This window comes from Acidimicrobiales bacterium (assembly GCA_036273495.1).
GTDB lineage: Bacteria > Actinomycetota > Acidimicrobiia > Acidimicrobiales > JAJPHE01 > DASSEU01.
This window is the reverse complement of sequence record DASUHN010000123.1, coordinates 1-19,502: the sequence shown is the minus strand read 5'-3', so window position 1 is coordinate 19,502 and position 19,502 is coordinate 1. Positions and strand designations below refer to the sequence as shown.

Sequence of the window (19,502 nt, the reverse complement as noted above, 5' to 3'; positions counted from 1 at the left end):
TCTTCGACGCCGGCCACCTGCGACTGGTACCGGTCGAGCAGTCCCACGACATCAGCCGCCTTTCTTCCATCGATCGGTTCGTAGGCTGCAATACGGCGCTGCAAGTCGGGCTCGACGGCGCCGTCAACGTCGAACGGGTCGGGCCCCGGCTGGTGGCGGGCATCGGGGGCCACGCCGACTACTGCGCGGCGGCGGCCCAGTCCCCGGGCGGGCTGTCGCTGATCGTGCTGCCGTCGACCCACGGAGAGCGCTCCTCGATCGTGCCCGTGCCCACCGTGGTGTCCACGCCGCGCAGCGACGTGCACGTCGTCGTCACCGAGCACGGCGTGGCCGACCTGCGCGGGCTCGACGAGCAGGAGCGGGCGGAGGCCCTCATCGCCGTCGCCGACCCGGCCCACCGCCCGGCCCTGCGGGCCCGCTGAGTCGGCCTTTCAGCCGGAGAGCACGGCCCGGGCCTCCTTCTCGCACGGCGTACCGTCGAAGAAGGCCGGGTTCATCCCGCCGTGGAGCCGCACCGCGTTCGAGAACACGAAGGCCTCGAAGCGCTCGGCGGAGAGGTGGCCGTCCTCGACCGCTTCGTACGCCTCGGGCAGCACGTCGGCCATCACGGGGGCGTCCCAGTGCGAGATGTCGGTGCCCAGCATCGGCTGGAGGCTCACCGGCCGTCCGCCTATGCCCAGCTCGAAGGCCAGCGGCACCAGGGGGTCGTCCGCCTCGCAGCCGAACCACGACCGGCCCGCCAGCGCGTCGATCAGCTCCCCGGCGCTGGCCACCCCGGCGGAGGCGAACTCGTCCAGCTGTGCCGGTCTTCCCGCCCGCCGGGCCAGGAACTCCTCGATGCGCGGGGACGCGTCCCGCATGTCGTCGCTGCCGTGGCGGTCCACCAGCTCCATCACCGCCGCCACATCCAGGCGATCGGGGTCGAGGGTCGTGATGGCGTGGCCCCCGCGTTTCTCCCAGTGGCCGAGCACGTCGGCGAGCAGGCTGGCGCCCCACATCACGCCTCCCTCGAGGTAGCCGAAGCGCAGATCGGGGAAGCGGCGGTACACCCCGCCCATGAACAGGGCCTTGCACAGCGCCTCGTGGGCGTGGGCTATCCCGCCCACGTGGTTGTAGACGTAGTTCGACACCGATCGGGCCGGATGAGTCTGCTGCAGGGAGCTGTGGAACACCGGTGCCACGCCGTTGCGCACGCAAGCGGCCCACACCGGGTCGTAGTCGGCCTCGCTGTCGATGCCGTAAACGTCCAGCCGGTAGGCGGCGGCCTCGGTGCCCAGCCGGCGGGTGGCGTAGCCCGCCAGCACCACCAGGGTGTGGCCGAGGACGCCCACGGCGTGGTCGATCTCGGCCGCCGCTTCGGCCGGGTCCTCCATCGGGATCAGCGCCACGGACCGCAGCCGGTCCCGGTAGGGGTCGAACAGCCGGGCGGTGTAGCGGTTGACGGCGCGACACACGGGGGCGCGGAGGGCGGGGTCCGACCCCATGAGGAACCCCAGGGTCCACGACGGGTAGGTCAGCATGACGTCGACGCCGAGCTCGTCGAGCCTCTCGTACAGCAGGCCGGGCAGGTGGGCGGTGGCGCGGTCCCGGGCGTCGGCCACCGGGTTGCCCCACCACGACGGCATGCTGCGCCACTCCGCCCTCACCGTCGGGTCGTTGCGGTCGGCGGCGAACTGGTGGGTGTCGAGGTGGCGCACGGGCCGCTGCCGGTAGCGCTCCCGTAGCTCGGCGCCTCCGGCCTCCTCGAGGTAGGCCAGGATCTCGTCCTCGACGAGCGGCATCAGCTCCATGAAATGGCCGTCGGCGTCGACGACCGGGTGGCCGAGCCGCTCCCGGACCGCGGCGGCCCCGAGCCGCGTGGTGTCGGTCATGGGCCGACCGTACCGCGGGAGGTGGCGGCGGTGATCCATGATCAGGCCCATGGCCAGAGAAGACGCCAAGCCCATCCGCACCCTGCTGTTCGTGCCCGGCAGCGACGACGCCCGACTGGGGCGGGCGTCGGAGCACGGGGCCGATGCGGTCATGATCGACCTGGAGGAGCCGCGAACTCCCTTCCCCGAGCCGGAGCGGGACCGGGCCCGGGCGGCGGTGCGCGGGTTCCTCGACGGACCGGCGGCCCGGGCGGGGTCGCCGCGCTGGTTCGCCCGCGTCCAGCCCCCGCACACCGGCCAGACCCTCAAGGACCTGCGCGCCGTGATCGGGCCGAGCCTCACGGGGATCCTGCTGCCCAAGGTCGAGGGCCCCGAGGACGTGTACCGGGCGGAGTCGCTGCTCACCTGCGTGGAGGCCGAGGTGGGGCTGGACCTCGGGTCCACGGCCATCTACCCGATCCTCGAGACGGCCCAGAGCCTGCGGCTGGCGTACGAGATCGCCGCCGCCTCGCCCCGGGTGCAGTACATGGGCGGGGCCGTGTCGCGCTTCGGGGACATCCACCAGGCCCTCGGCTACCGCTGGACGGCCCAGGGCCGCGAGACCCTGTTCCTGCGCTCGAAGGTGCTGATCGACGCCCGGGCCGCCGGGATCCGCTATCCGATCAGCGGTATGTGGGGAGGAGCGACCGACGACGTCGAGGGGCTGCGCCGGTGGGCCACCGAGCTGCGGGACCTCGGCTACTACGGGATGATGCTCGGAGAGCCGAAGCACGTGCCGCTGGTCAACGAGGTGTTCAGCCCGACGAGCGAGGAGATCTCTTACTGGCAGGACCTCGACCGGCTGGCGACCGAGGCCGAGGGCCGGGGCGGGGGGCCGATCATCTACGGGGACGCCAACCAGGGGGAGGGCCACGTGGTCCACCAGGCCCACGTCGGCTCGGCCCGCCGCAACCTGGCGTGGGCCCGGGACCTGGGGGTGGTCGGCTGAGCCGGGTGCTGGCTATCGCGACCGCGAATGTTCAGAATGGCAACGCAGGGTGCTCGCCGCCCGGCGACGCCTGAGTATTCGGTCAGGGGGGACATGGCGACGACGACCGCTGCGGGGCCTGGGGCCCCGGTGCGCAGGACGATGCTGCGCCGGGACATCGGCTTCATCGGGCTCATCTGGGCGTCGACGGGATCGATCATCGGATCGGGGTGGCTGTTCACCCCCCAGGGAGCGCTGCAGACGGCGGGACCGGCCGCCATCATCTCGTGGGCCATCGGCGGCGTGGCGATCCTGATCCTGGCCCTCTCGCATGCCGAGCTGGGTGGGATGTACCCCGTCTCCGGGGGCACGGCCCGCTTCCCGCACTACGCCTTCGGGGGCCTGGCCGGGGGGTCGTTCGGGTGGTTCTCGTGGCTGCAGGCCGTCACCGTGGCCCCGATCGAGGTGCTGGCCGCCATCCAGTACGGACAGCACTGGTCGTTCGCCAAGCACTGGGAGAAGCTCTCCGGCAACCCGCCCCAGCACGTGCTGACCGGCGCGGGGATCGTGGCCGCCATCGTGCTGATGGCGGTCTTCGTGACCATCAACTTTCTCAGCGTCCGGCGCCTCACTTTCGCCAACAACACGGCTACGTGGTGGAAGATCGGCGTGCCCCTGCTGACGATCTTCGTGCTGGCCATCGTGAACTTCCACAAGGGCAACTTCACCGCGGCCGACGGGTTCAATCCCTACGGCGCCAAGGGGATCCTGTCGGCGGTGTCGACGAGCGGGATCATCTTCTCTCTGCTCGGCTTCGAGCAGGCCGACCAGCTGGCGGGCGAGAGCGCCAACCCCAAACGGGACATCCCCCGGGCGGTCATCGGCTCCACCGTCATCGGCTCGCTCATGTACATCGTTCTCCAGGTGGTGTTCCTGGCGGCCCTGCCGCCCAGCTATGCCCACGGCAAATGGGCCACCGCCGCCTTCAGCCTGTTCACGGGCCCCTTTGCCCAGGTCGCCACCCTCGCGGCCGTGGGGTGGCTGGCCACGATCCTCTACATCGACGCAGTGGTGTCACCGTCGGGGACGGGTCTCATCTATGTGACGGCCACCTCCCGCGTGTCCTACGGGCTCAGCCGCAACGGCTACTTCCCGTCCGCGTTCGAGTGGACCGACCGCCAGGCCGTGCCTTGGGTCGGGCTGATCACCGCCTTCGTCGCCGGCTGCATCTGCTTCCTGCCGTTCCCGGGCTGGCGGAAGCTGGTGGGTCTCATCACCGGGGCCAGCGTGCTCATGTACGCCGGCGCCCCTTTGGCGCTGGGGGCGTTCCGCCGGCGCCTGCCCGACCAGGAGCGGCCCTACCGGATGCCAGGGGCGTCGGTCCTGGCCCCCGCCGGCTTTGCCATCGCCAGCCTGCTGATCCTCTGGTCGGGATGGGACACGGTGTGGAAGCTCGGGGTAGGCATCGGCATCGGCTATGTGATCCTCGTCGCCAACCGGATGTTCCGGCTCAACCCCGTCTCCCCGGTCTGGGACGTGCGCGCTGCCAGCTGGCTCCCCTTCTACCTCATCGGGATGGGGGTGCTGGAGTGGGGCAGCACCTTCGGGCCGATGAAGCACCCGTGGTTCGGCACCAACGCGGTGTGGTGGGACATCGTCGTCGTGGTCGCCTTCAGCCTGGTCATCTACTCCTGGGCCATGTACGTCAGCCTTCCGGCCGAGAAGATCAGGGAGATAATCGGCAGCACCGCCGTCCCCGAGGAGGCCGCCGCCCCCTGAGCGCTAGGGGAGGAGGAGCACGTCACCCTCGGCCGCCAGCTCGAGGGCGGCGGGGTAGTAGGCGCCCACGTGGTCCTCCGCCAGCACCACCCGGATCGTGCCCATCGTCGAAACGACCGTAGCGCCCGGGCCGGTGCTCAGCGGGTCATGCCTCGTCGCCGGATCCGGCGCGGCGGCCGTGCTTCCAGTAGCCGCGGACCGTGGCCCGGTCGCGGGCGAGGCCCCGCTCCTCGAACAGCATCCGCCGGATGCGTTGGACCGAGGCGGCCTCTCCGGCCACCCACACGTGGGTCCGCCCGTCGACGGGGGCCCGGCTCACGGCGTCGACCAGAGCCGCTCCCGGCGGGTCCCCCGGGCGGAGCTCGTGCCACCCGACCGTGACCCCGGCCCGCTCGGGCAGCGGGATCCGGCCCTCGGAGGCGGCCAGCTCCACGTGGGCCTCGACCTCGGCCCCGACGGGCAGTGCCTCGAGGAGCTGGCCGATGGCCGGCAGGGCGGTCTCGTCCCCGGCCAGCAGATAGGCGGTCCCGTCCTCGGGGATGGCATAGCCCCGGCCCGGGCCCGAGACCGCCACCGGCTGGCCGGCCGCCGCCGCCCGGACCCACTGCGAGGCTGCTCCGTCCCCGTGGACCACCACCGCCACGTCCAGCTCTCCCGCGTCGGCGTCCACTCGCTTGGGCGTCAGCGTGCGGATGATGGCCCGGCTCCCGTCGGGGCGCAGGAACTCGTTGCCCGCCCAGGCCGGCACCACCAGCTCGGCCGTCCCCGGCTCGGGCAGGAGCACGCGGATGCTGGCCGCCGGGCCGGCGCCGGCCAGGCCTCCCAGGTCCGCTCCCTGCACGGTCACCTGCACCATGCGGGGGCTCAGCTCCTCGACCCGGGCCACCGCCGCCTGCCGGAACGGCGGTGGCTCCCGCCTCACACGTTCCGCCACGGCCCCATCAGAACACGGCCCGGTGGACGTAGGAGACTGGGAGGCGTGCAGCGACGCTCCGACCCCGCCCACGACGCCGAGGCCCGGCGCCGCTACGACCGCGACCGCCTGGTGCGGACGGGGGGACCGGAGGTCCGCCGGATGGTGACCGTCGTCGACGGGGCCAGCTCCCTGTCGCCCGAGCAGTGCGAGGGGCTGGCGGACGCCTTCCGGCACGTCAGCGACTCACCGAAGGGGGAGCTGGAGCCGAGATGGTTCGAGGCCCTCCGGTACACGTGGCCCCACCCCCAGCATCCCCCGGACCTCTACTCCATCGACCCGCTCTCCCGGGCGGTCATGAACTTCGCCGGGCTGGTGGGTCGCGAGCGCGCCGCTCACGCCCTCGGCCCCGGGGCGCCCGGGGTCGGACTCGTCGAGCGGGCGGTGGTGGGCGTGATCCTGGCCCTCGCCTCCGACCGGGCTGGGGCCGGTGGGTGGTACATGCCGGTCCCGGAGGAGTTGGTGCCCCTGCTGCGGCGGCCGTGGACCGAGGTGATGGGCGCTCCGGCCGAGGCCGGGGTCGCCGGCCCGGCCGGGCCCGACGACGGCGGGCCCGGGGCCCCCGGCGCCACGATGGTCTCGCACCTGTGCCGGGAGGCCGACCTCCGGTCGGCGGCCTTCGAGCACTGGGCCGAGACCATCCGGGCGGGCTGGGACCGCGAGCGGGCGGCGCCGGGGGTGATCCTGCACCGCAAGTTGTGGGAGTGGCTGTTCATCATCCAGGCGTTGGACGAACGGGGCATGCTCGAGCCGGGGAGGAGCGGGCTCGGCTTCGGCGTCGGCACCGAGCCCCTCGTGTCGTACTTCACCGGCCGGGGCTGCCGCATAGTGGCGACCGACCTGGATCCGCTCGAGGCCGAGGCGGTGGGGTGGGACCAGACCAACCAGTACGCCGGTGGGATCGACGGCCTCAACCCGTACGGCCTCTGCGACCCGGAGCGTTTCCGCGCCGCCACCTCGTTCCGCGTCGTCAACATGAACGCCATCCCCGGGGACCTGGCCGGGTTCGACTTCAACTGGTCGTCCTGCGCCTTCGAGCACCTGGGGTCCATCGAGAGCGGGATCCGCTTCATCACCGCCCAGATGGACACCCTGCGGCCGGGGGGAGTGGCGGTGCACACCACCGAGTTCAACGTCGAGTCCAACGACGCAACCGTCGAGGCGGGGGGGACGGTGATATTCCGGCGGCGCGACATCGAGGAGATGGCCGGGCGGCTCCGGGCCGCGGGCCACCACGTCGAGTGCGACTTCTCCGCCGGCGACAGCGAGGCCGACCGCCACGTCGACGTGGAGCCCTACACCACCACCCATCTCCGGGTGTCCCTCGGCGGTTACGTCACCACGTCGTTCGGCCTGATCGTCGAGAAGGGCCTGCGGAGCCGCCGTACCAGGGTGAGGCTCCAGGCCCTGCCCCGCCGGCTGCGGACGCTGGCCCGGCGTTAGCGGTCCGGGGTCAGCGGTCCGCCGTCTGCGGTCCGGCGTCAGCGGTCCGGCGTCAGCGGTCCGCCTCCCCCGGGATCAGAGGGTGTCGACGAGGGCGCGCAGCGACTGGCGGAGCGAGCCGGCCGTGGCCACTACCGCCGTCGGCTCGTACCCGCAGTGGGCCATGCAGTTGGCGCAGCGCGGGTCCCGGCCCCGGCCGTACGCCGACCAGTCCGTCGTCTCGACGAGCTCCTTGTAGCTCGAGGCATAGCCGTCGGCCATCAGGTAGCACGGGCGCTGCCAGCCGAGGATGGAGTAGCTGGGGATCCCCCAGGCCGTGCACTCGAACTGGGCCCGCCCTTCCAGGAAGTCGAGGAACAGAGGGGTGTGGTTAAGTCGCCAGCGGCGCCGGGCGCCTCCGGAGAAGGCCTCCTGGAACAGGCGCGTGGTCTGCTCGACGCCCAGGAAGTGCTCCTGGTCCGGGGCCTTCTCGTAGGCGTAGCCCGGCGAGATCATCATGGCGTCGACCTCGAGGTCGTCGTTGAGGAAGTCGAGGACCTCGCGGACGGTCTTGGGGGAGTCGGTGCTGAAGAAGGTGGTGTTGGTGGTCACCCGGAAGCCCCGCTCCTTGGCCTCCCGGACGGCGGCGACCGCCTCGTCGAACACCCCCTCCCGGCACACCGATTCGTCGTGACGCTCCCGCAGCCCGTCGATGTGCACCGCCCACGAGAAGTAGGGCGAGGGCTGGAACCGGTCCATGCGCCTCGGCATCAGGATGGCGTTGGTGCACAAGTAGACGAAGCGCTTCCGCCGGACCAGGGCGTCGACGATCTCTCCGATCTGGGGGTGGAGGAGGGGCTCCCCGCCGGCGATGGACACGACCGGAGCCCCGCATTCCTCTACGGCACCGACCGCTTCGTCGACCGTCATGCGCCGCCGGAGGATGTCGACAGGGTGCTGGATCTTGCCGCAACCGGCGCACGCCAGGTTGCACGCGAACAGCGGCTCCAGCTCCAGCACCAGCGGAAAGTGGCGGTCCCGCCTGAGGCGGCGGCCCATCAGGTAGGCCCCGACCCGCAGGTTCTGACGCAGCGGCAGTGACATCAGCGCACCTCCGGAGGCAGCTGGAAGAAGACGTCCTCGTCGACCACGTCGCGCGTGGTCACCTCGACCGGGCCGAGACTACGCAGGCGATCGACCACCCCGGACACGAGTGTCTCGGGGGTCGACGCCCCGGCCGAGAGCCCTACCCGCCTCACGCCGTCGAGCCACCGGGGATCGACGGCGGCGGCGTCCTCGACCAGGTGGGCCCGGGCCCCCGCCCGCGCCGCCACCTCCACCAGGCGGTTGCTGTTCGAAGAGTTGGCGGAGCCCACGACCAGCACCACCTCGCACTCGGCCGCCACCGCCCGCACCGCCTCCTGGCGGTTCTGGGTGGCAAAGCAGATGTCGCTGGCCGCCGGCACCGCGGTGCCCGCGAACCGGGCGCGCACCGCCTCGGCTATCGGCGCGACCTCGTCGGGTGCGAGGGTCGTCTGGGTCAGCAGCCCCACCTCGGCGCCGGCGTCGAGGGACAGGGCCTGCACGTCGGCCTCCGACTCCAGGAGATGGGTCCCCGGTACCTCGCCGAGGGTTCCCTCCACCTCGTCGTGGCCCCGGTGCCCGATCAGGAGGACGTGGCGGCCCTGGCGGCTGAAGCGCCGGGCCTCGGCGTGCACCTTGGCCACCAGTGGGCAGGTGGCGTCGATGACGTGCAGCCGGCGTCCCGCCGCGTCGGCGCGGACCACCGGCGTGACGCCGTGGGCCGAGAGCACGACGGTGGCGCCCTCCGGCACCTCGTCGAGCTCCTCGACGAACACCGCCCCGGCCCGCTCGAGGCGGGCCACCACATGGGAGTTGTGCACGATCTGGCGCCGCACGTAGACGGGCGTCCCGAAGCGCTCGAGGGCGCGGTGCACGATCTCGATGGCCCGCTCCACTCCGGCACAGAACGACCGGGGTCCGGCCAGCACCACCTGGAGGGGCGCCTCGGCGGGCCGTACGGTCACGCCGGCCCCGTTCCCGCCACCCACCGGCCTAGTGCCATCACCGGGAACACCAGCCGGTACAGGTGGTAGTTGATGTAGAAGTCGCCGGGGAAGCCGGTGCCGGTGAAGCAGGGCTCGTCCCACGAACCGTCCTCCCTCTGGTTTCGCACCAGCCACGCCACGGCCCGCGCCGCGGCCGGGCCCCGTTCCCCCGTGGCGAGGAACGCCAGGAGGGCCCATGCCGTCTGGGACGGGGTGGACGCACCCCGGCCCCGCCACGACGGGTCGTCGTAGGAGCGGAGGTCCTCACCGAAGCCCCCGTCGGAGTTCTGGTGGGCGGTGAGCCAGCGCAGCGCCCGCCGGATCCGGGCGTCGGAGGGTGACGCGCCGGCAGCCACCAGGGCCGGGACCGCGGCACCGGTGCCGTAGACGTGGTTGGCCCCCCACCGCCCGAACCACGAGCCGTCCGCCTCCTGCTGGCTCCACAGCCAGTCCACGCCCCGGGCCAGGACCCGGTGGTCGGCACCGGGCTCCGCCGCCAGCATCTCCACCACATGGGCGGTGACGTCGGCGCTGGGCGGGTCGATCACCTCCCCGAAGTCGCAGAACGGGAGCTGGCGGCACGCCTCCCGGTCGTTGTCCACGTCGAAGGCCGCCCACCCTCCGGCGCGGCACTGCATGCCCTCGACCCAGGCCACCGCCCGGGCGCAGGCCGCCTCCACCTCCGCCGAGCCCGGTGCCGCCCGGCGCAGCGCCAGCACCACCTCGGCGGTGTCGTCGATGTCGGGGTAGTTGTCGTTCTCGAACTCGAAGGCCCAGCCGCCGGGAGACAGCCGGGGGCGGCGCACGGCCCAGTCCCCGCCCACTGCGATCTCCTCGCCCAGCAGCCACCGGGCGGCGCGGGCCGTCGCCCCGTCCACCTCGTCACCGGCGGGGGCCGCCGCGCCGGTCCGGGTCGACCGGGCGTCACCGAGGGCCACCAGCGCCAGGGCCGTGTCCCACACCGGGGACTGGCACGCCTCCAGCCTCCGGCCCCGCTGGTCGCGGACGGTGAAGCGCTCGAGTCCCTCGAGGGCGGCGGAGACGGCGGGATGGTCGAGGGGGTACCCCTGCAGGTGCAGGGCCAGGATCGAGTACACCCACGGAGGCTGGATGCCGCCCCACGAGCCGTCTGCCTCCTGCCGGCGGAGGATCCACCGCTCCGCCCGGCCCAGGGCCAGGGCCCGCACGGGGTTGGGGCGCAGCCGACCGTAGGTGTGGAGCAGGCGGTCCAGGAGACCCCACTTCCCGCCGGGACGAGCAGGTGGGGAACCGGTGCGCAGCTCGTCGAGGGTGAAGGGCAGGGGCCGCACCGGCCGGTGGGTGGCCACGATGGTGAGGGGGACGATCGTCTGGCGGGCCCAGCACGCGAAGTCGTAGATGTTGAGGGGGACACCGGGCGGGAGCAGCACGACCTCGGGGGGCAGGGCGGGCAGGTCCTCCCACCGCCACTCCCCGAACAGGGCCAGCCAGATGCGGGTGAAGACGCGTGACGCCTCGATTCCGCCCGCGGCGCGGATCCAGCGGGCTGCCCGGCCCAGGTGGGGGGAGTCGGCGGCCTGGCCCGTGAGGCGGAGGGCGACGTAGGCCTCGATGGTCGTCGAGAGGTCCGGCGGCCCGCCGTAGAAGGTGGACCACGTCCCGTCGTCGCGCTGCTGGCTGCGGATCCAGCGCGCCGTGTCGGCGCCGTCCTCGGCGCTGAGGATCCCGAGGAAGTGCCGCAGCAGGAGGTCTTCAGCGTCCATCGTGACGTTGGTCTCCAGCTCCCCCTTCCACCAGCCGGCGGGGTCCTGCAGCTCGACGAGCCGGTGCACGGCACGGTCGAGGGCGCCGGCCGCTTCCGGCTCCTGCCGGTCCTGGTCGAGACGGGTGTCGACAGCGGCGACGGTGTCGGCGGGGTCGGCGGTGAGGGCCACGGGATCTCGCCTAGAAGTCCCGGTCGACGACGAAGCGGGCCAGGTCGGTGAGCTCGGCGCGGGTGGGCGCCGGGAGGTCGACGTCGTCGATGGCCTCGAGGGCGGCCCCAAGGAAGGCGCGGGCCTGGCGCTCGGTCTCGTCGCGACCCCCGCAGACCTCGACCAGGACGGCGGCGCGTGCGACCTCGTCGTCGCCGAGCAGGTCGCCACCGAGCAGGGCGCGCAGCTCGTCCACGGCGGCGTGGCCGGACGCCAGCGCCACCGCGATCGGCAGGGTCTTCTTCCGGTCGCGCAGGTCGCTCCACGCCGGTTTGCCGGTGGCCGCCGGGTCCCCCCAGATGCCGAGGACGTCGTCGACGGCCTGGAAGGCGAGCCCCACGTTGAGCCCGAAGTCGGCCAGGGCCTCGTATAGCTCCACCCCGCCTTCGGCGAGGAGAACGCCGATCGAGGACGCGCAGGCGAGCAGGGCGCCGGTCTTGCCGATGGCCATCTCGAGGCATTCGTCGACCGACACGTCGAGGCGCTGTTCGAAGGCCATGTCGTCGGCTTCGCCGCCGATGAGGGCGGTGGTCGCGCACGCCAGGGAGCGGGCCGCGACCCGGGCGCCGGCTCCGGGCTGGTCGAGCAGGGTCTGATGGGCCAGCGCCAGCAGTGCATCACCGGCTATCACCGCCGTTGCCACGCCGAACTGGGCCCACACCGTCGGCCGGTGTCGCCGCTCGGCGTCGCGGTCGATGACGTCGTCGTGCACGAGCGAGAAGTTGTGCAGCAGCTCCACCGCCACTGCGCCCGGCACTCCGACGTGGGCAGGGGCCCCCGCCGCCTCTGTCGACAGGACGGCCAGGGCGGGACGGACGAACTTGCCCGAGCGCCCCGGCACCGGCGCCCCGTTTGCGGCGCGCCACCCGAGGTGGTACTCCACGGGCAGCCGCAGCTCATCGTTGAGGCGGGCCACCGCCTCCTCGAGGGCGGGAACGACGAGGGCACGGGCCCGGGTGAGGACATCGGGGGCCGTCTGGACGGTCGTCAAGAGGGAACCTCCTCGGGTAGTCGGGACTGCGGTCGGACCGAGACGAGGAGGCGGCGGGCGGCGGCGGATCCGCTGCGTACCGCTCCCTCCATGGTGGCGGGCCACCCGGTGTCGGTCCATGCTCCGGCCACGCACACGCGCGGGTGGGCGGTGACCGCCGGGGGCCGCAGCGCCGCTGTGCCCGGCACGGCGCGGAAGGTGGCGGCCCGCTCGCGCGTCACGACCGTGTGCTCGACGCGGGCGGAGGCCGCCGCCGGCAGCAGGCGGGCCAGCTCGCCGACGATGCCGGCCGCCAGCGCCGCCGCAGGCCGGCCCAGATGGGCGTCGGCAGCCGACAGTGAGACGGTCAGGGCCTGGCCCTGACCGAGGCCGGCCGGCTCGGTGTGGTCGAACACCCACTGCACCGGGCTGTCGACGGCGGCCAGCAGAGCGTGGTCGGTGACCCGGCGGTCGTAGACGATGTGGACGTTCACGATCGGGGAGGTGCCGAGCTCGGTCAGCCGGGCCTGCGCCGGCACCGTTCCGGGCGGCAGGAGGGGTCCGACCCTGTCGTGCGGAACGGCCACGACGACGCCGTCGTACTCGTCACCGTTGCCGTCGGCGGTGACGACGCGGACGCCGGAGGGACCGGGCTCGACCGCGGCGACGGCCGTGCCCAGCCGCACCCGGCCGCCGGCCGCCTCGAGGGCGCGCCGCCCCGCCCCGCCGTGGAGGCGACCGAGCGGCAGACGCGACCAGCCGATGTCGGCGGCACCGGGCTCCTCGAGCAGGCCGGTCCGGAAGACCTTGGCGGCCATGGCGAGGGACGCCTCGGCCGCCGGCAGGTTCACCGTGGGCAGGGTGATCAGGTCCCAGAGGCGCTCGACCGCCGCCGGGCTCTGACCCCGGGCCGCCAGCCACTGGCCGAAGGTCACCGTGTCAGAGGCGGGGCCGTCAGGATCGACGGCTCGCAGCGCCAGCGCGGCGGGCAGGAGGCGGGCCCGGTCGGGAAGCGAGAGATGGCGGTAGCGGGCCAGCGTCACTCCGAGGTGCAGCGGAGCGGGCAGCCGCTGGGAGCGCCGCAGGCGCGCCGTCCGCCCCGAGGGCGAGATCACCGGCACGTCCAGCCGGCTCTGCAGGTGAACGTGGCTCGACACCCCGAGCCGGTCGAGGAAGCGCCGGTACTCGGTGCAGCAGCGGAGGAAGACGTGCTGGCCGTTGTCGAACCACGCCCCGTGCCGGCGGAAGGACCACGTGGCCCCTCCCAGCCGGGGGCGGCTCTCGATGAGCGTCACCCCGGCGCCGGCATCGGCGCACTCCAGGGCGGCGGCCAGCCCGGCCAGCCCCCCTCCCACCACCGCCACTGAACCGGTTCCGGGTTGCGATCCCCGCTTGCGAGGCCCGTTCACGCCGCTCGGCCCACCAGGCTGCGCGCCGCCACCAAGAGCTTCTGGCCGGTCGGTACCGACACCCGGCCGCGCAGCACCGCCGCCGGATCGTCGACGATCCTGCCCAGCAGGCGCCGGTAGATCCCGGCCATGGTCCCGACGCACGCCCGGCTGCGGCGCTCGAGCAGGGGGAGCAGCTGGTAACCGTGGGCAAACAGCTCCTCGGCCCGGCGCGCCTCGAAGACCACCAGGGCGGAGACGGCGTCGATCGGCCCCGACAGGTCGGGATGGCAGCCGAAGCGGCTGATGTCCTCGGCGGGCAGGTAGATCCGGCGCAGCTGGTCGCGGTCCTCGACGATGTCACGGAGGATGTTGGTGATCTGCAGGGCGGTGCCCAGCGAGTCCGCCATGGGATCGGTGACCGTCCGGTCCGGCGTGCCGAATACGCCCAGCGAGAGACGTCCGATCGACCCCGCCACCCGCCGGCAGTAGCCGCGCAGCTCTTCGTAGGTGCGGTACGTGGCGCCCGAGGCGTCCATCTCGCATCCCTCGATCAACTCGTCGAAGGCCTCCAACGGGATGGGATAGCGGCGGGCGGCGTCGGCCAGGCCCACCAGGACCGGGTCCTCCTCAGGTGGCGGCGTCCCGGCGCGGATCGCCACGAGGGACGTGCGCACCCCGGCCAGCGCCGCCAGCTTCGCCCCGGGCTCGCCGGCACCGTCCCCGATGTCGTCGATGCGGCGGGCCAGGGCGTACACGGCCGAGAGCGCCTGGCGCTTCGGCGGCGCCAGCAGTCGGATCCCGTAGGCGAAGTTCTTGGCCTCCCGGCGGGTGATCTCCTCGCACCGGTGGTAGGCCTCCTCGACGGCGGAACCGCCCGGCGAGGGGCGCACGGCGGTCATCCCCGGCCCCCACGGCGCAGGATCAGGCCGGCTCCGTGCACCGCCACCCGGGCCCGGCGGGGGCGGGGCGGTCCCGTCAGCACGTCGTATCCGCTCCCGGCCAGGGCGTCGGCCGCCGCCAGGCCGCCCGCCACGAACCCCGCCACCGCCAGCCGGGGCCTTCCCCGCAACCGCGCCACGAGTCCGGCCCCGGTCTCCAGGAGGTCCCGGGCCCGGGCCGTCTCGAACGCCAGCAGGGAGCGGAGGCGGGGAGAGGCGGGGCCCCCTGGTCCCCCCGCCCCGGGCCCCGCCGCCAGGACCTCCGCCTCGGTCACGCCGAACGTCTCCATGTCCTCGAGCGGCAGGTAGATCCGGCCGGCGGCGGCGTCCTCGGCCACGTCCTGCCAGTGCTCGACCAGCTGCAGCCCGGTGCACACCGAGTCGGAGAGGGCGGTCTCCTCCTCCCCTGCCACGCCGAACACGCCGAGCACCAGCCGGCCGACCGAATCGGCCGAGAGGCGGCAGTAGCCCCGGAGCTGGTCGAAGGTGGCATACCGCTGGACCGACTGGTCCCGCCGGTTGGCCTCGATCAGGTCCCGGAAGGGCTGGAGGGGGAGGCGGCACGACCGGATGGTGGGGGACAGCCGGCAGAACACGGGGTGGCCGGCCCGTCCCGCCGCCGCCTCCTCCAGCTGGGCCTGGGCCCAGTCCAGGAGGGCCAGGCGGTCACCGTCGGCGCTGTCCCCGAGCTGGTCCACCAGCCGGGCGAAGCCGTACAGGGCCACCAGGTGGTTCCGGGCCGGCCCGAGGAGCCAGCGCGAAGCCACGGGAAAGTTCTCACCCGACGCCCGGCCCAGGACCTCGGCTTCAGTGGGGACACCGGCCGGGGCCCGCGTCGGGTCACCCAAAACGACCACGCGGCTCCTAACGTACAAGTATGTGACCCGTGGGTCGCACAGTTGTATATGCCTCGATGGGGCCCGTCAAGGATTTGTGGTCAGAGCCCCAGAGCGGCGCCCACGGAGTTCTCGAAGGCGGTCACGAGGACCTCGAAGCCCCGCTCGAGGGGGTCCCCCCGGCCGTGCACCCGCTCCCCGACGTGGGTGGCCAGGAGGAGCAGGAAGCGCTGGGCCGCCTCCTCGTGGCCGGGCTGCCTGCGCAGGGCGCCGCTGACCAGGTCGAGCACGATCGGCAGGTGGGGGCGGAGCTCCACCGCCAACACCGCCGCCGCCTTGTCCCGGGGGACCCGCCCGTCTCCCCCCTGCTCGTCGAAGGCCGCCACCACGTCGGTCACGAGCGTCTCCGCCACGGCGAAGAACAGCTCCTCCTTGGATGCGAAGTGCCGGTACACGGTGCCCTTGCCGAGGCCGGCGGCGGCGGACACGTCACTGACCGTCACCTCGGCGTAGCCGTGCCGGGCGAAGGCCGCCGTGGCCGCCGCCACCAGCCGTCCCGCCACCGCCCCCCGCCCGGACGAGCGCAGCTCGCGCGCCGCCCGGTCCCACATCTCGGGACGGAACGCCTCTTCCTCCGAGGCCATCAGATCTGGGAGGATCTCGGCGATGGCATCCAACGACAGCTCGCGCTCCCGGAGCCGCCGGATCAGCACCAGGGCCTGCAGGTGCCGGCGGTCATAGAGGAAACGGTTCGGCGCCACCTCCTCGGCCGGGGGAAGGAGTCCGAGCCGTCGGTAGTGGTGGATGGTCGCCACCGGAACGCCCGACTGCTCGATCAGCTCCCGGATGGTGAAGCTGACGGTCTCCGGTCCCGGGTCATCGGGACCGGCGGCTGAGGCGGGTCCGGGGCTCATGGCAACTTTCGTCGTGACCGATTCGAGCGCGTGTCTCCCCTCCAGGGTGGCACGACGTCTGCCGGTACGCGTGGTCCCTATCGGCATCGTGTTCGGTCGGGGTCCCGACGCCCGCGACGACACGGTCGACCCCGAGCGGGTCCACCGGGCCCTGGCCCAGCACCAGCCGGTCAAATCGGTCCCGCCCTCGGTCCTCGACTACGTCGCCGCCATCGAGGCCGGCCCCCCTGGCGACCACGTGCTGGTCCTGACGCCGGCCACCGATTTCACGATCATGTGCCGGACGGCCCGCCTGGCGGCCGGGCTCACCGACCGGCAGGTGGACGTGGTCGACACCCGCACCGCGGCGTCGGCCCAGGGTCTGGTCGTCGAGGTGGCGGCTCGCGCCGCCGCGGCCGGCGCCGAGCCGGCGGCGGTGCTCGAGGCCACGCACGACGCGGTGCGCCGGGCGCGCCTGATCGCCGCCCTCGAGACCCTCGACGCCCTCGAGGAGGGAGGACTGGTGCCCTCCCCGAGCCTGGAGGCGGCGCGTCGGGGCGGGGCCAGCCCGATGTTCGCCTTCAGGGACGGAGCGGTGGAGGCCATCGGCCACGACGAGCAGGGGGACCTGGCGGGGGCCCTGGTCGAGGAGTGGGAGCGGCGGGGCGGTCGGGAGGGCTCCGCCGCGACGGTGTTCCACGCCGGCGCCATCGGCCCGGCCCGCCAGCTCCGGAACGCCCTCGGCACCGCGGTTGCGGCACCCGCCCGCTTCAGCCCGGCCATGACCCTGCACACCGGTGTGGGGCTCGTGGGCATCGCCTGGCTCAGCGCCCCGGCGTAGTTGGACCGTCGCGGTTGGCTCCTGTTCGGGGCCATGGGCGTGATCTGGGGCATCCCCTACCTGCTGATCCGCGTCTCGGTGCGCGAGCTCACCCCGGGGACGCTGGTGTTCCTGCGGACGGCGCCGGCGGCGCTGGCGCTGCTGCCCCTGGCGTTCCGGCGGGGGTTGATCCGCCCGCTCGTCGAGCGGTGGCCGTGGGTGGTCCTCTACACCACCGTCGAGCTGGCCGTCCCCTGGGGCCTTCTCTCCTCCGCCGAGCGGCGCATCCCGAGCTCGCTGGCGGCCCTGCTGGTCGCGACCGTGCCGCTCATGGGCGTGGTGGTCGGCTGGCGCTCGACGCGCTTCGACCGCCGCACGGTCTCCGGCCTCGTCGTCGGCCTGGTGGGGGTGGCCCTCCTGGTCGGCGTCGACGTCCGGGGGGCCAGCTGGGCCGCCCTCGGCCAGATCGCGGTCACCGCCTTCGGGTACGCCTGCGGTCCCTTGATCGTAAGCAGGCGCTTCTCGGACCTGCCCGCCCTCGGACTGGTGGCGGTCTCGCTGGCGCTGACGGCGGTGGCCTACGCCCCGTGGGGCCTGTCGCATCTGCCGCCACGCGTCAGCCTCGAGGTGGCGGGCTCGGTCGCCACGCTGGCGGTGGTCTGCACGGCGGTGGCGTTCCTGTTGTTCTTTGCCCTGATCGGCGCCATCGGACCGGTGCGGGCCACCATGATCACCTACGTCAACCCGGCGGTGGCCCTCCTGCTCGGGATCGCCCTGCTGGGGGAGCGCTTCACCGTGGGGATGGGCTTCGGCCTGCCTCTCGTGCTGGCCGGCGTGGCGCTGACCTCAGAGCGGTCTCGGCTCCCTCGAGCAGCTCCCGGACGATCTCGGCGGCGGGCCGGACGTCCCTGACGGCCCCCACCGACTCCCCGGCGTACAGCGCCATGGCCCCGATGTCCCCCTCGCACCGGTTCGTCGGCGGTAGCGGGGACAGGCGCGGGATGGGGAGGAAATCGTCGCGCCCGGACAGCTGCATCCGGCCCACCACCTCGCCGGTGGTCGCGGTGGCGCGCTCGAGGGCGTGTCGGAGGACCCGGTTCGGCGCGTCGGGCCAGCCGGTGTCACGGCCATAGTCGTCGTTGAGCACGGTCTCCCCGGCGGCGGCGTCGACCAGAGCCTGCTTGTAGTCGGGGTGGGCCCGGGACTCGGCGCTGGCCACGAATCGGGTCCCGACGCGCACGGCGTCGGCTCCGGCGGCCAGCGCGGCCGCGACCGAACGGGCCGAGCCGATCCCGCCGGAGGCCACCACCACAGTCGACTCCCCGACGGCGTCGAGGACGGCGTCGAGCAGGGCCAGGAGGGGAACGGTGCCGCGCACGTGCCCGCCGGCCTCCACGCCCTGGGCCACCACCAGGTCGCACCCCGCCTCGGCCGCAGCACGCGCCTCGCCCAGCGAGCCGACCTGCCAGCTGGCCAGGGAGCCGCCGTCGTGGATGCGCCGGACGAGGTCGGCGTCGGGCTCCCGCCAGAAGATCTCGACGACCCGGGCCCGGCCTGCGGCGGTCTCGACGTCGGCGGCATCCAGAAAGGGACCGAGGAAGTTCACGCCCCACGGCACCGGGCCCAGCCGCTCGAGGGCGGCGATCCGCTGGGCCAGGGGCTCTCCCGCCACGCCGATCATCCCGAGGCCGCCTGCTGCCGACACGGCAGCCGCCAGCTCGGGAGTGCCGACCTCTCCCATCCCCGCCAGCTGCAGGGGGGCCCGGCATCCCACCAGCTCGGTGAACCTGGTCTCCACGACCACCCGACGTTAACGTCCGGGCGGACAGCGGGGCAGGGGAGAGGCCGATGGGGAAACAGGGGAGCGGGGCCGAGGGGAGCGGGACCGCTGACGCGGCGGTGGAAGAGGTGATCGCCGCCCCGCCCCAGGTGCTGTACGACCTGGTCAGCGACGTGACCCGGATGGGTGACTGGAGCCCGGAGACGACGTCGTGCCGTTGGGTAGGCGGGGCCGCCGGGGCCAGGGTCGGAGCCCGCTTCCGCGGCAGCAACCGGCTCGGCTGGCGGAGGTGGTCGACCCGGTGCACGGTGGTGGAGGCGGAGCCGGGAGCCCGCTTCAGCTTCGACGTAGATCTGCCCGGGCTCCCGATCTCCCGCTGGACCTACGAGTTCCTGGCCCAGGGCCGGGGGACGCGCGTGCGGGAGAGCTGGACGGACCGCAGGCCGGCCTGGATGGACCGGCTCTCGAATCCGGTGATGGGCATCACGGACCGGAACGCGCACAACCGGGCAGGGATGGAGGCCACCCTGGCCACCCTGCGCCGCCACGCCGAGGCGACGAACGACCGCCAGGCCTGACGGGTAGGGCGCGGTCGGTGCGCGTCGTCGACACCCTGCGGTCGGTCCTGCGCTTCCGCCCCGTCGAGTGGGACCCGGTCAGGCGGCGGCTGCGGCGGGCGGCCTCGGTCGACGACCTGCGGCGCATGGCGCGCCGGCGGCTACCCGGAGGGGTGTTCGACTACATCGACGGCGGCGCCGAGGACGAGCTCACCCTGGCGCGCAACGTGGCGGCGTTCCGTGCTGTGGAGTTCCGGCCGCGCGTGCTCGCCGATGTCGGCAAG

At 73.5% G+C, this 19,502-nt stretch carries 18 protein-coding genes and 1 pseudogene; 8 read left to right on the top strand and 11 right to left on the bottom strand.

Annotated features, from left to right (window positions below; all coding sequences use genetic code 11):
• Positions 1 to 422: acetyl-CoA hydrolase/transferase C-terminal domain-containing protein (locus VFW24_05270; protein ID HEX5266162.1), on the top strand; the 422-nt coding region annotated here is incomplete at its 5' end.
• A 9-nt stretch (positions 423 to 431) separates the two neighbouring features.
• Here the strand turns inward: VFW24_05270 and VFW24_05265 are convergent.
• A complete protein-coding gene (locus VFW24_05265; GenBank protein ID HEX5266161.1) occupies positions 432 to 1,871 on the bottom strand; it encodes an amidohydrolase family protein in 1,440 nt (479 codons plus the stop codon).
• 49 nt (positions 1,872 to 1,920) lie between these two features.
• Between VFW24_05265 and VFW24_05260 the strand changes: the two genes are divergently transcribed.
• A complete protein-coding gene (locus tag VFW24_05260) occupies positions 1,921 to 2,859 on the top strand; it encodes an aldolase/citrate lyase family protein (protein HEX5266160.1) in 939 nt (312 codons plus the stop codon).
• Positions 2,860 to 2,988: 129 nt separating this feature from the next.
• Complete coding sequence (locus VFW24_05255) at positions 2,989 to 4,617, top strand: APC family permease (protein HEX5266159.1); 1,629 nt, start codon at positions 2,989 to 2,991, stop codon at positions 4,615 to 4,617.
• A gap of 145 nt (positions 4,618 to 4,762) precedes the next feature.
• On the opposite strand, the gene VFW24_05250 is transcribed toward VFW24_05255, so the two are convergent.
• Complete coding sequence (locus VFW24_05250) at positions 4,763 to 5,551, bottom strand: siderophore-interacting protein (protein HEX5266158.1); 789 nt, start codon at positions 5,549 to 5,551, stop codon at positions 4,763 to 4,765.
• A gap of 45 nt (positions 5,552 to 5,596) precedes the next feature.
• On the opposite strand from VFW24_05250, the gene VFW24_05245 reads away from it, so the two are divergent.
• Positions 5,597 to 7,033: a hypothetical protein gene (locus VFW24_05245; protein ID HEX5266157.1), complete on the top strand. Its 1,437-nt coding sequence runs from the start codon at positions 5,597 to 5,599 to the stop codon at positions 7,031 to 7,033.
• A gap of 75 nt (positions 7,034 to 7,108) precedes the next feature.
• Here VFW24_05245 and hpnH read toward each other — a convergent pair whose 3' ends face one another.
• The 8 genes from hpnH to VFW24_05205 form a co-directional block, all read right to left on the bottom strand.
• Positions 7,109 to 8,116, bottom strand: coding sequence for an adenosyl-hopene transferase HpnH (gene hpnH, locus VFW24_05240; protein HEX5266156.1), 1,008 nt, complete (start codon positions 8,114 to 8,116; stop codon positions 7,109 to 7,111).
• Positions 8,116 to 9,060, bottom strand: coding sequence for a 4-hydroxy-3-methylbut-2-enyl diphosphate reductase (gene ispH, locus VFW24_05235; GenBank protein ID HEX5266155.1), 945 nt, complete (start codon positions 9,058 to 9,060; stop codon positions 8,116 to 8,118). Before ispH ends, hpnH begins: the two co-directional genes overlap by 1 nt.
• Positions 9,057 to 10,994 (bottom strand): squalene--hopene cyclase, encoded by a 1,938-nt coding sequence (shc, locus tag VFW24_05230; protein HEX5266154.1) that lies wholly within the window; start codon positions 10,992 to 10,994, stop codon positions 9,057 to 9,059. Before shc ends, ispH begins: the two co-directional genes overlap by 4 nt.
• Before the next feature lie 10 nt (positions 10,995 to 11,004).
• A complete protein-coding gene (locus VFW24_05225; protein ID HEX5266153.1) occupies positions 11,005 to 12,024 on the bottom strand; it encodes a polyprenyl synthetase family protein in 1,020 nt (339 codons plus the stop codon).
• A complete protein-coding gene (hpnE, locus tag VFW24_05220; protein ID HEX5266152.1) occupies positions 12,021 to 13,358 on the bottom strand; it encodes a hydroxysqualene dehydroxylase HpnE in 1,338 nt (445 codons plus the stop codon). The genes VFW24_05225 and hpnE overlap by 4 nt, the downstream gene beginning before the upstream one ends.
• 50 nt (positions 13,359 to 13,408) lie before the next feature.
• Complete coding sequence (locus tag VFW24_05215; GenBank protein HEX5266151.1) at positions 13,409 to 14,293, bottom strand: squalene/phytoene synthase family protein; 885 nt, start codon at positions 14,291 to 14,293, stop codon at positions 13,409 to 13,411.
• The gene (gene hpnC, locus VFW24_05210) at positions 14,290 to 15,189 is read right to left on the bottom strand and encodes a squalene synthase HpnC (GenBank protein ID HEX5266150.1); all 900 of its coding nucleotides are present in this window, start codon (positions 15,187 to 15,189) and stop codon (positions 14,290 to 14,292) included. The genes VFW24_05215 and hpnC overlap by 4 nt, the downstream gene beginning before the upstream one ends.
• A gap of 80 nt (positions 15,190 to 15,269) precedes the next feature.
• On the bottom strand, positions 15,270 to 16,082 hold the full coding sequence (locus VFW24_05205; GenBank protein HEX5266149.1) for a TetR family transcriptional regulator: 813 nt from the start codon (positions 16,080 to 16,082) through the stop codon (positions 15,270 to 15,272).
• Here VFW24_05205 and VFW24_05200 point away from each other — a divergent pair.
• Positions 15,973 to 16,902, top strand: a complete 930-nt coding sequence (locus VFW24_05200; GenBank protein ID HEX5266148.1) for a DegV family protein — start codon at positions 15,973 to 15,975, stop codon at positions 16,900 to 16,902. The genes VFW24_05205 and VFW24_05200 overlap by 110 nt on opposite strands.
• Positions 16,903 to 17,793 carry an EamA family transporter gene (locus VFW24_05195; protein HEX5266147.1) on the top strand — a complete coding sequence of 297 codons (891 nt, stop codon included), beginning with the start codon at positions 16,903 to 16,905 and terminating at the stop codon, positions 17,791 to 17,793.
• Between the two features lie 13 nt (positions 17,794 to 17,806).
• Here VFW24_05195 and VFW24_05190 read toward each other — a convergent pair.
• Positions 17,807 to 18,622: pseudogene (locus tag VFW24_05190) on the bottom strand (nitronate monooxygenase).
• A 107-nt stretch (positions 18,623 to 18,729) separates the two neighbouring features.
• On the opposite strand from VFW24_05190, the gene VFW24_05185 reads away from it, so the two are divergent.
• Both VFW24_05185 and VFW24_05180 read left to right on the top strand, forming a co-directional pair.
• Positions 18,730 to 19,239, top strand: a complete 510-nt coding sequence (locus VFW24_05185; GenBank protein ID HEX5266146.1) for an SRPBCC family protein — start codon at positions 18,730 to 18,732, stop codon at positions 19,237 to 19,239.
• Between the two features lie 17 nt (positions 19,240 to 19,256).
• Positions 19,257 to 19,502 (top strand): alpha-hydroxy-acid oxidizing protein (locus VFW24_05180; protein ID HEX5266145.1); only part of this gene is annotated, 246 nt, incomplete at its 3' end.

Coding starts and splice junctions, on each gene's coding strand:
- VFW24_05200 (HEX5266148.1), top strand. CDS start 15,973: ATGGTCGCCACCGGAACGCCCGACTGCTCGATCAGCTCCCGGATGGTG.
- VFW24_05205 (HEX5266149.1), bottom strand. CDS start 16,082: ATGAGCCCCGGACCCGCCTCAGCCGCCGGTCCCGATGACCCGGGACCG.
- VFW24_05265 (HEX5266161.1), bottom strand. CDS start 1,871: ATGACCGACACCACGCGGCTCGGGGCCGCCGCGGTCCGGGAGCGGCTC.
- hpnH (HEX5266156.1), bottom strand. CDS start 8,116: ATGTCACTGCCGCTGCGTCAGAACCTGCGGGTCGGGGCCTACCTGATG.
- VFW24_05260 (HEX5266160.1), top strand. CDS start 1,921: ATGGCCAGAGAAGACGCCAAGCCCATCCGCACCCTGCTGTTCGTGCCC.
- VFW24_05215 (HEX5266151.1), bottom strand. CDS start 14,293: ATGACCGCCGTGCGCCCCTCGCCGGGCGGTTCCGCCGTCGAGGAGGCC.
- VFW24_05185 (HEX5266146.1), top strand. CDS start 18,730: ATGGGGAAACAGGGGAGCGGGGCCGAGGGGAGCGGGACCGCTGACGCG.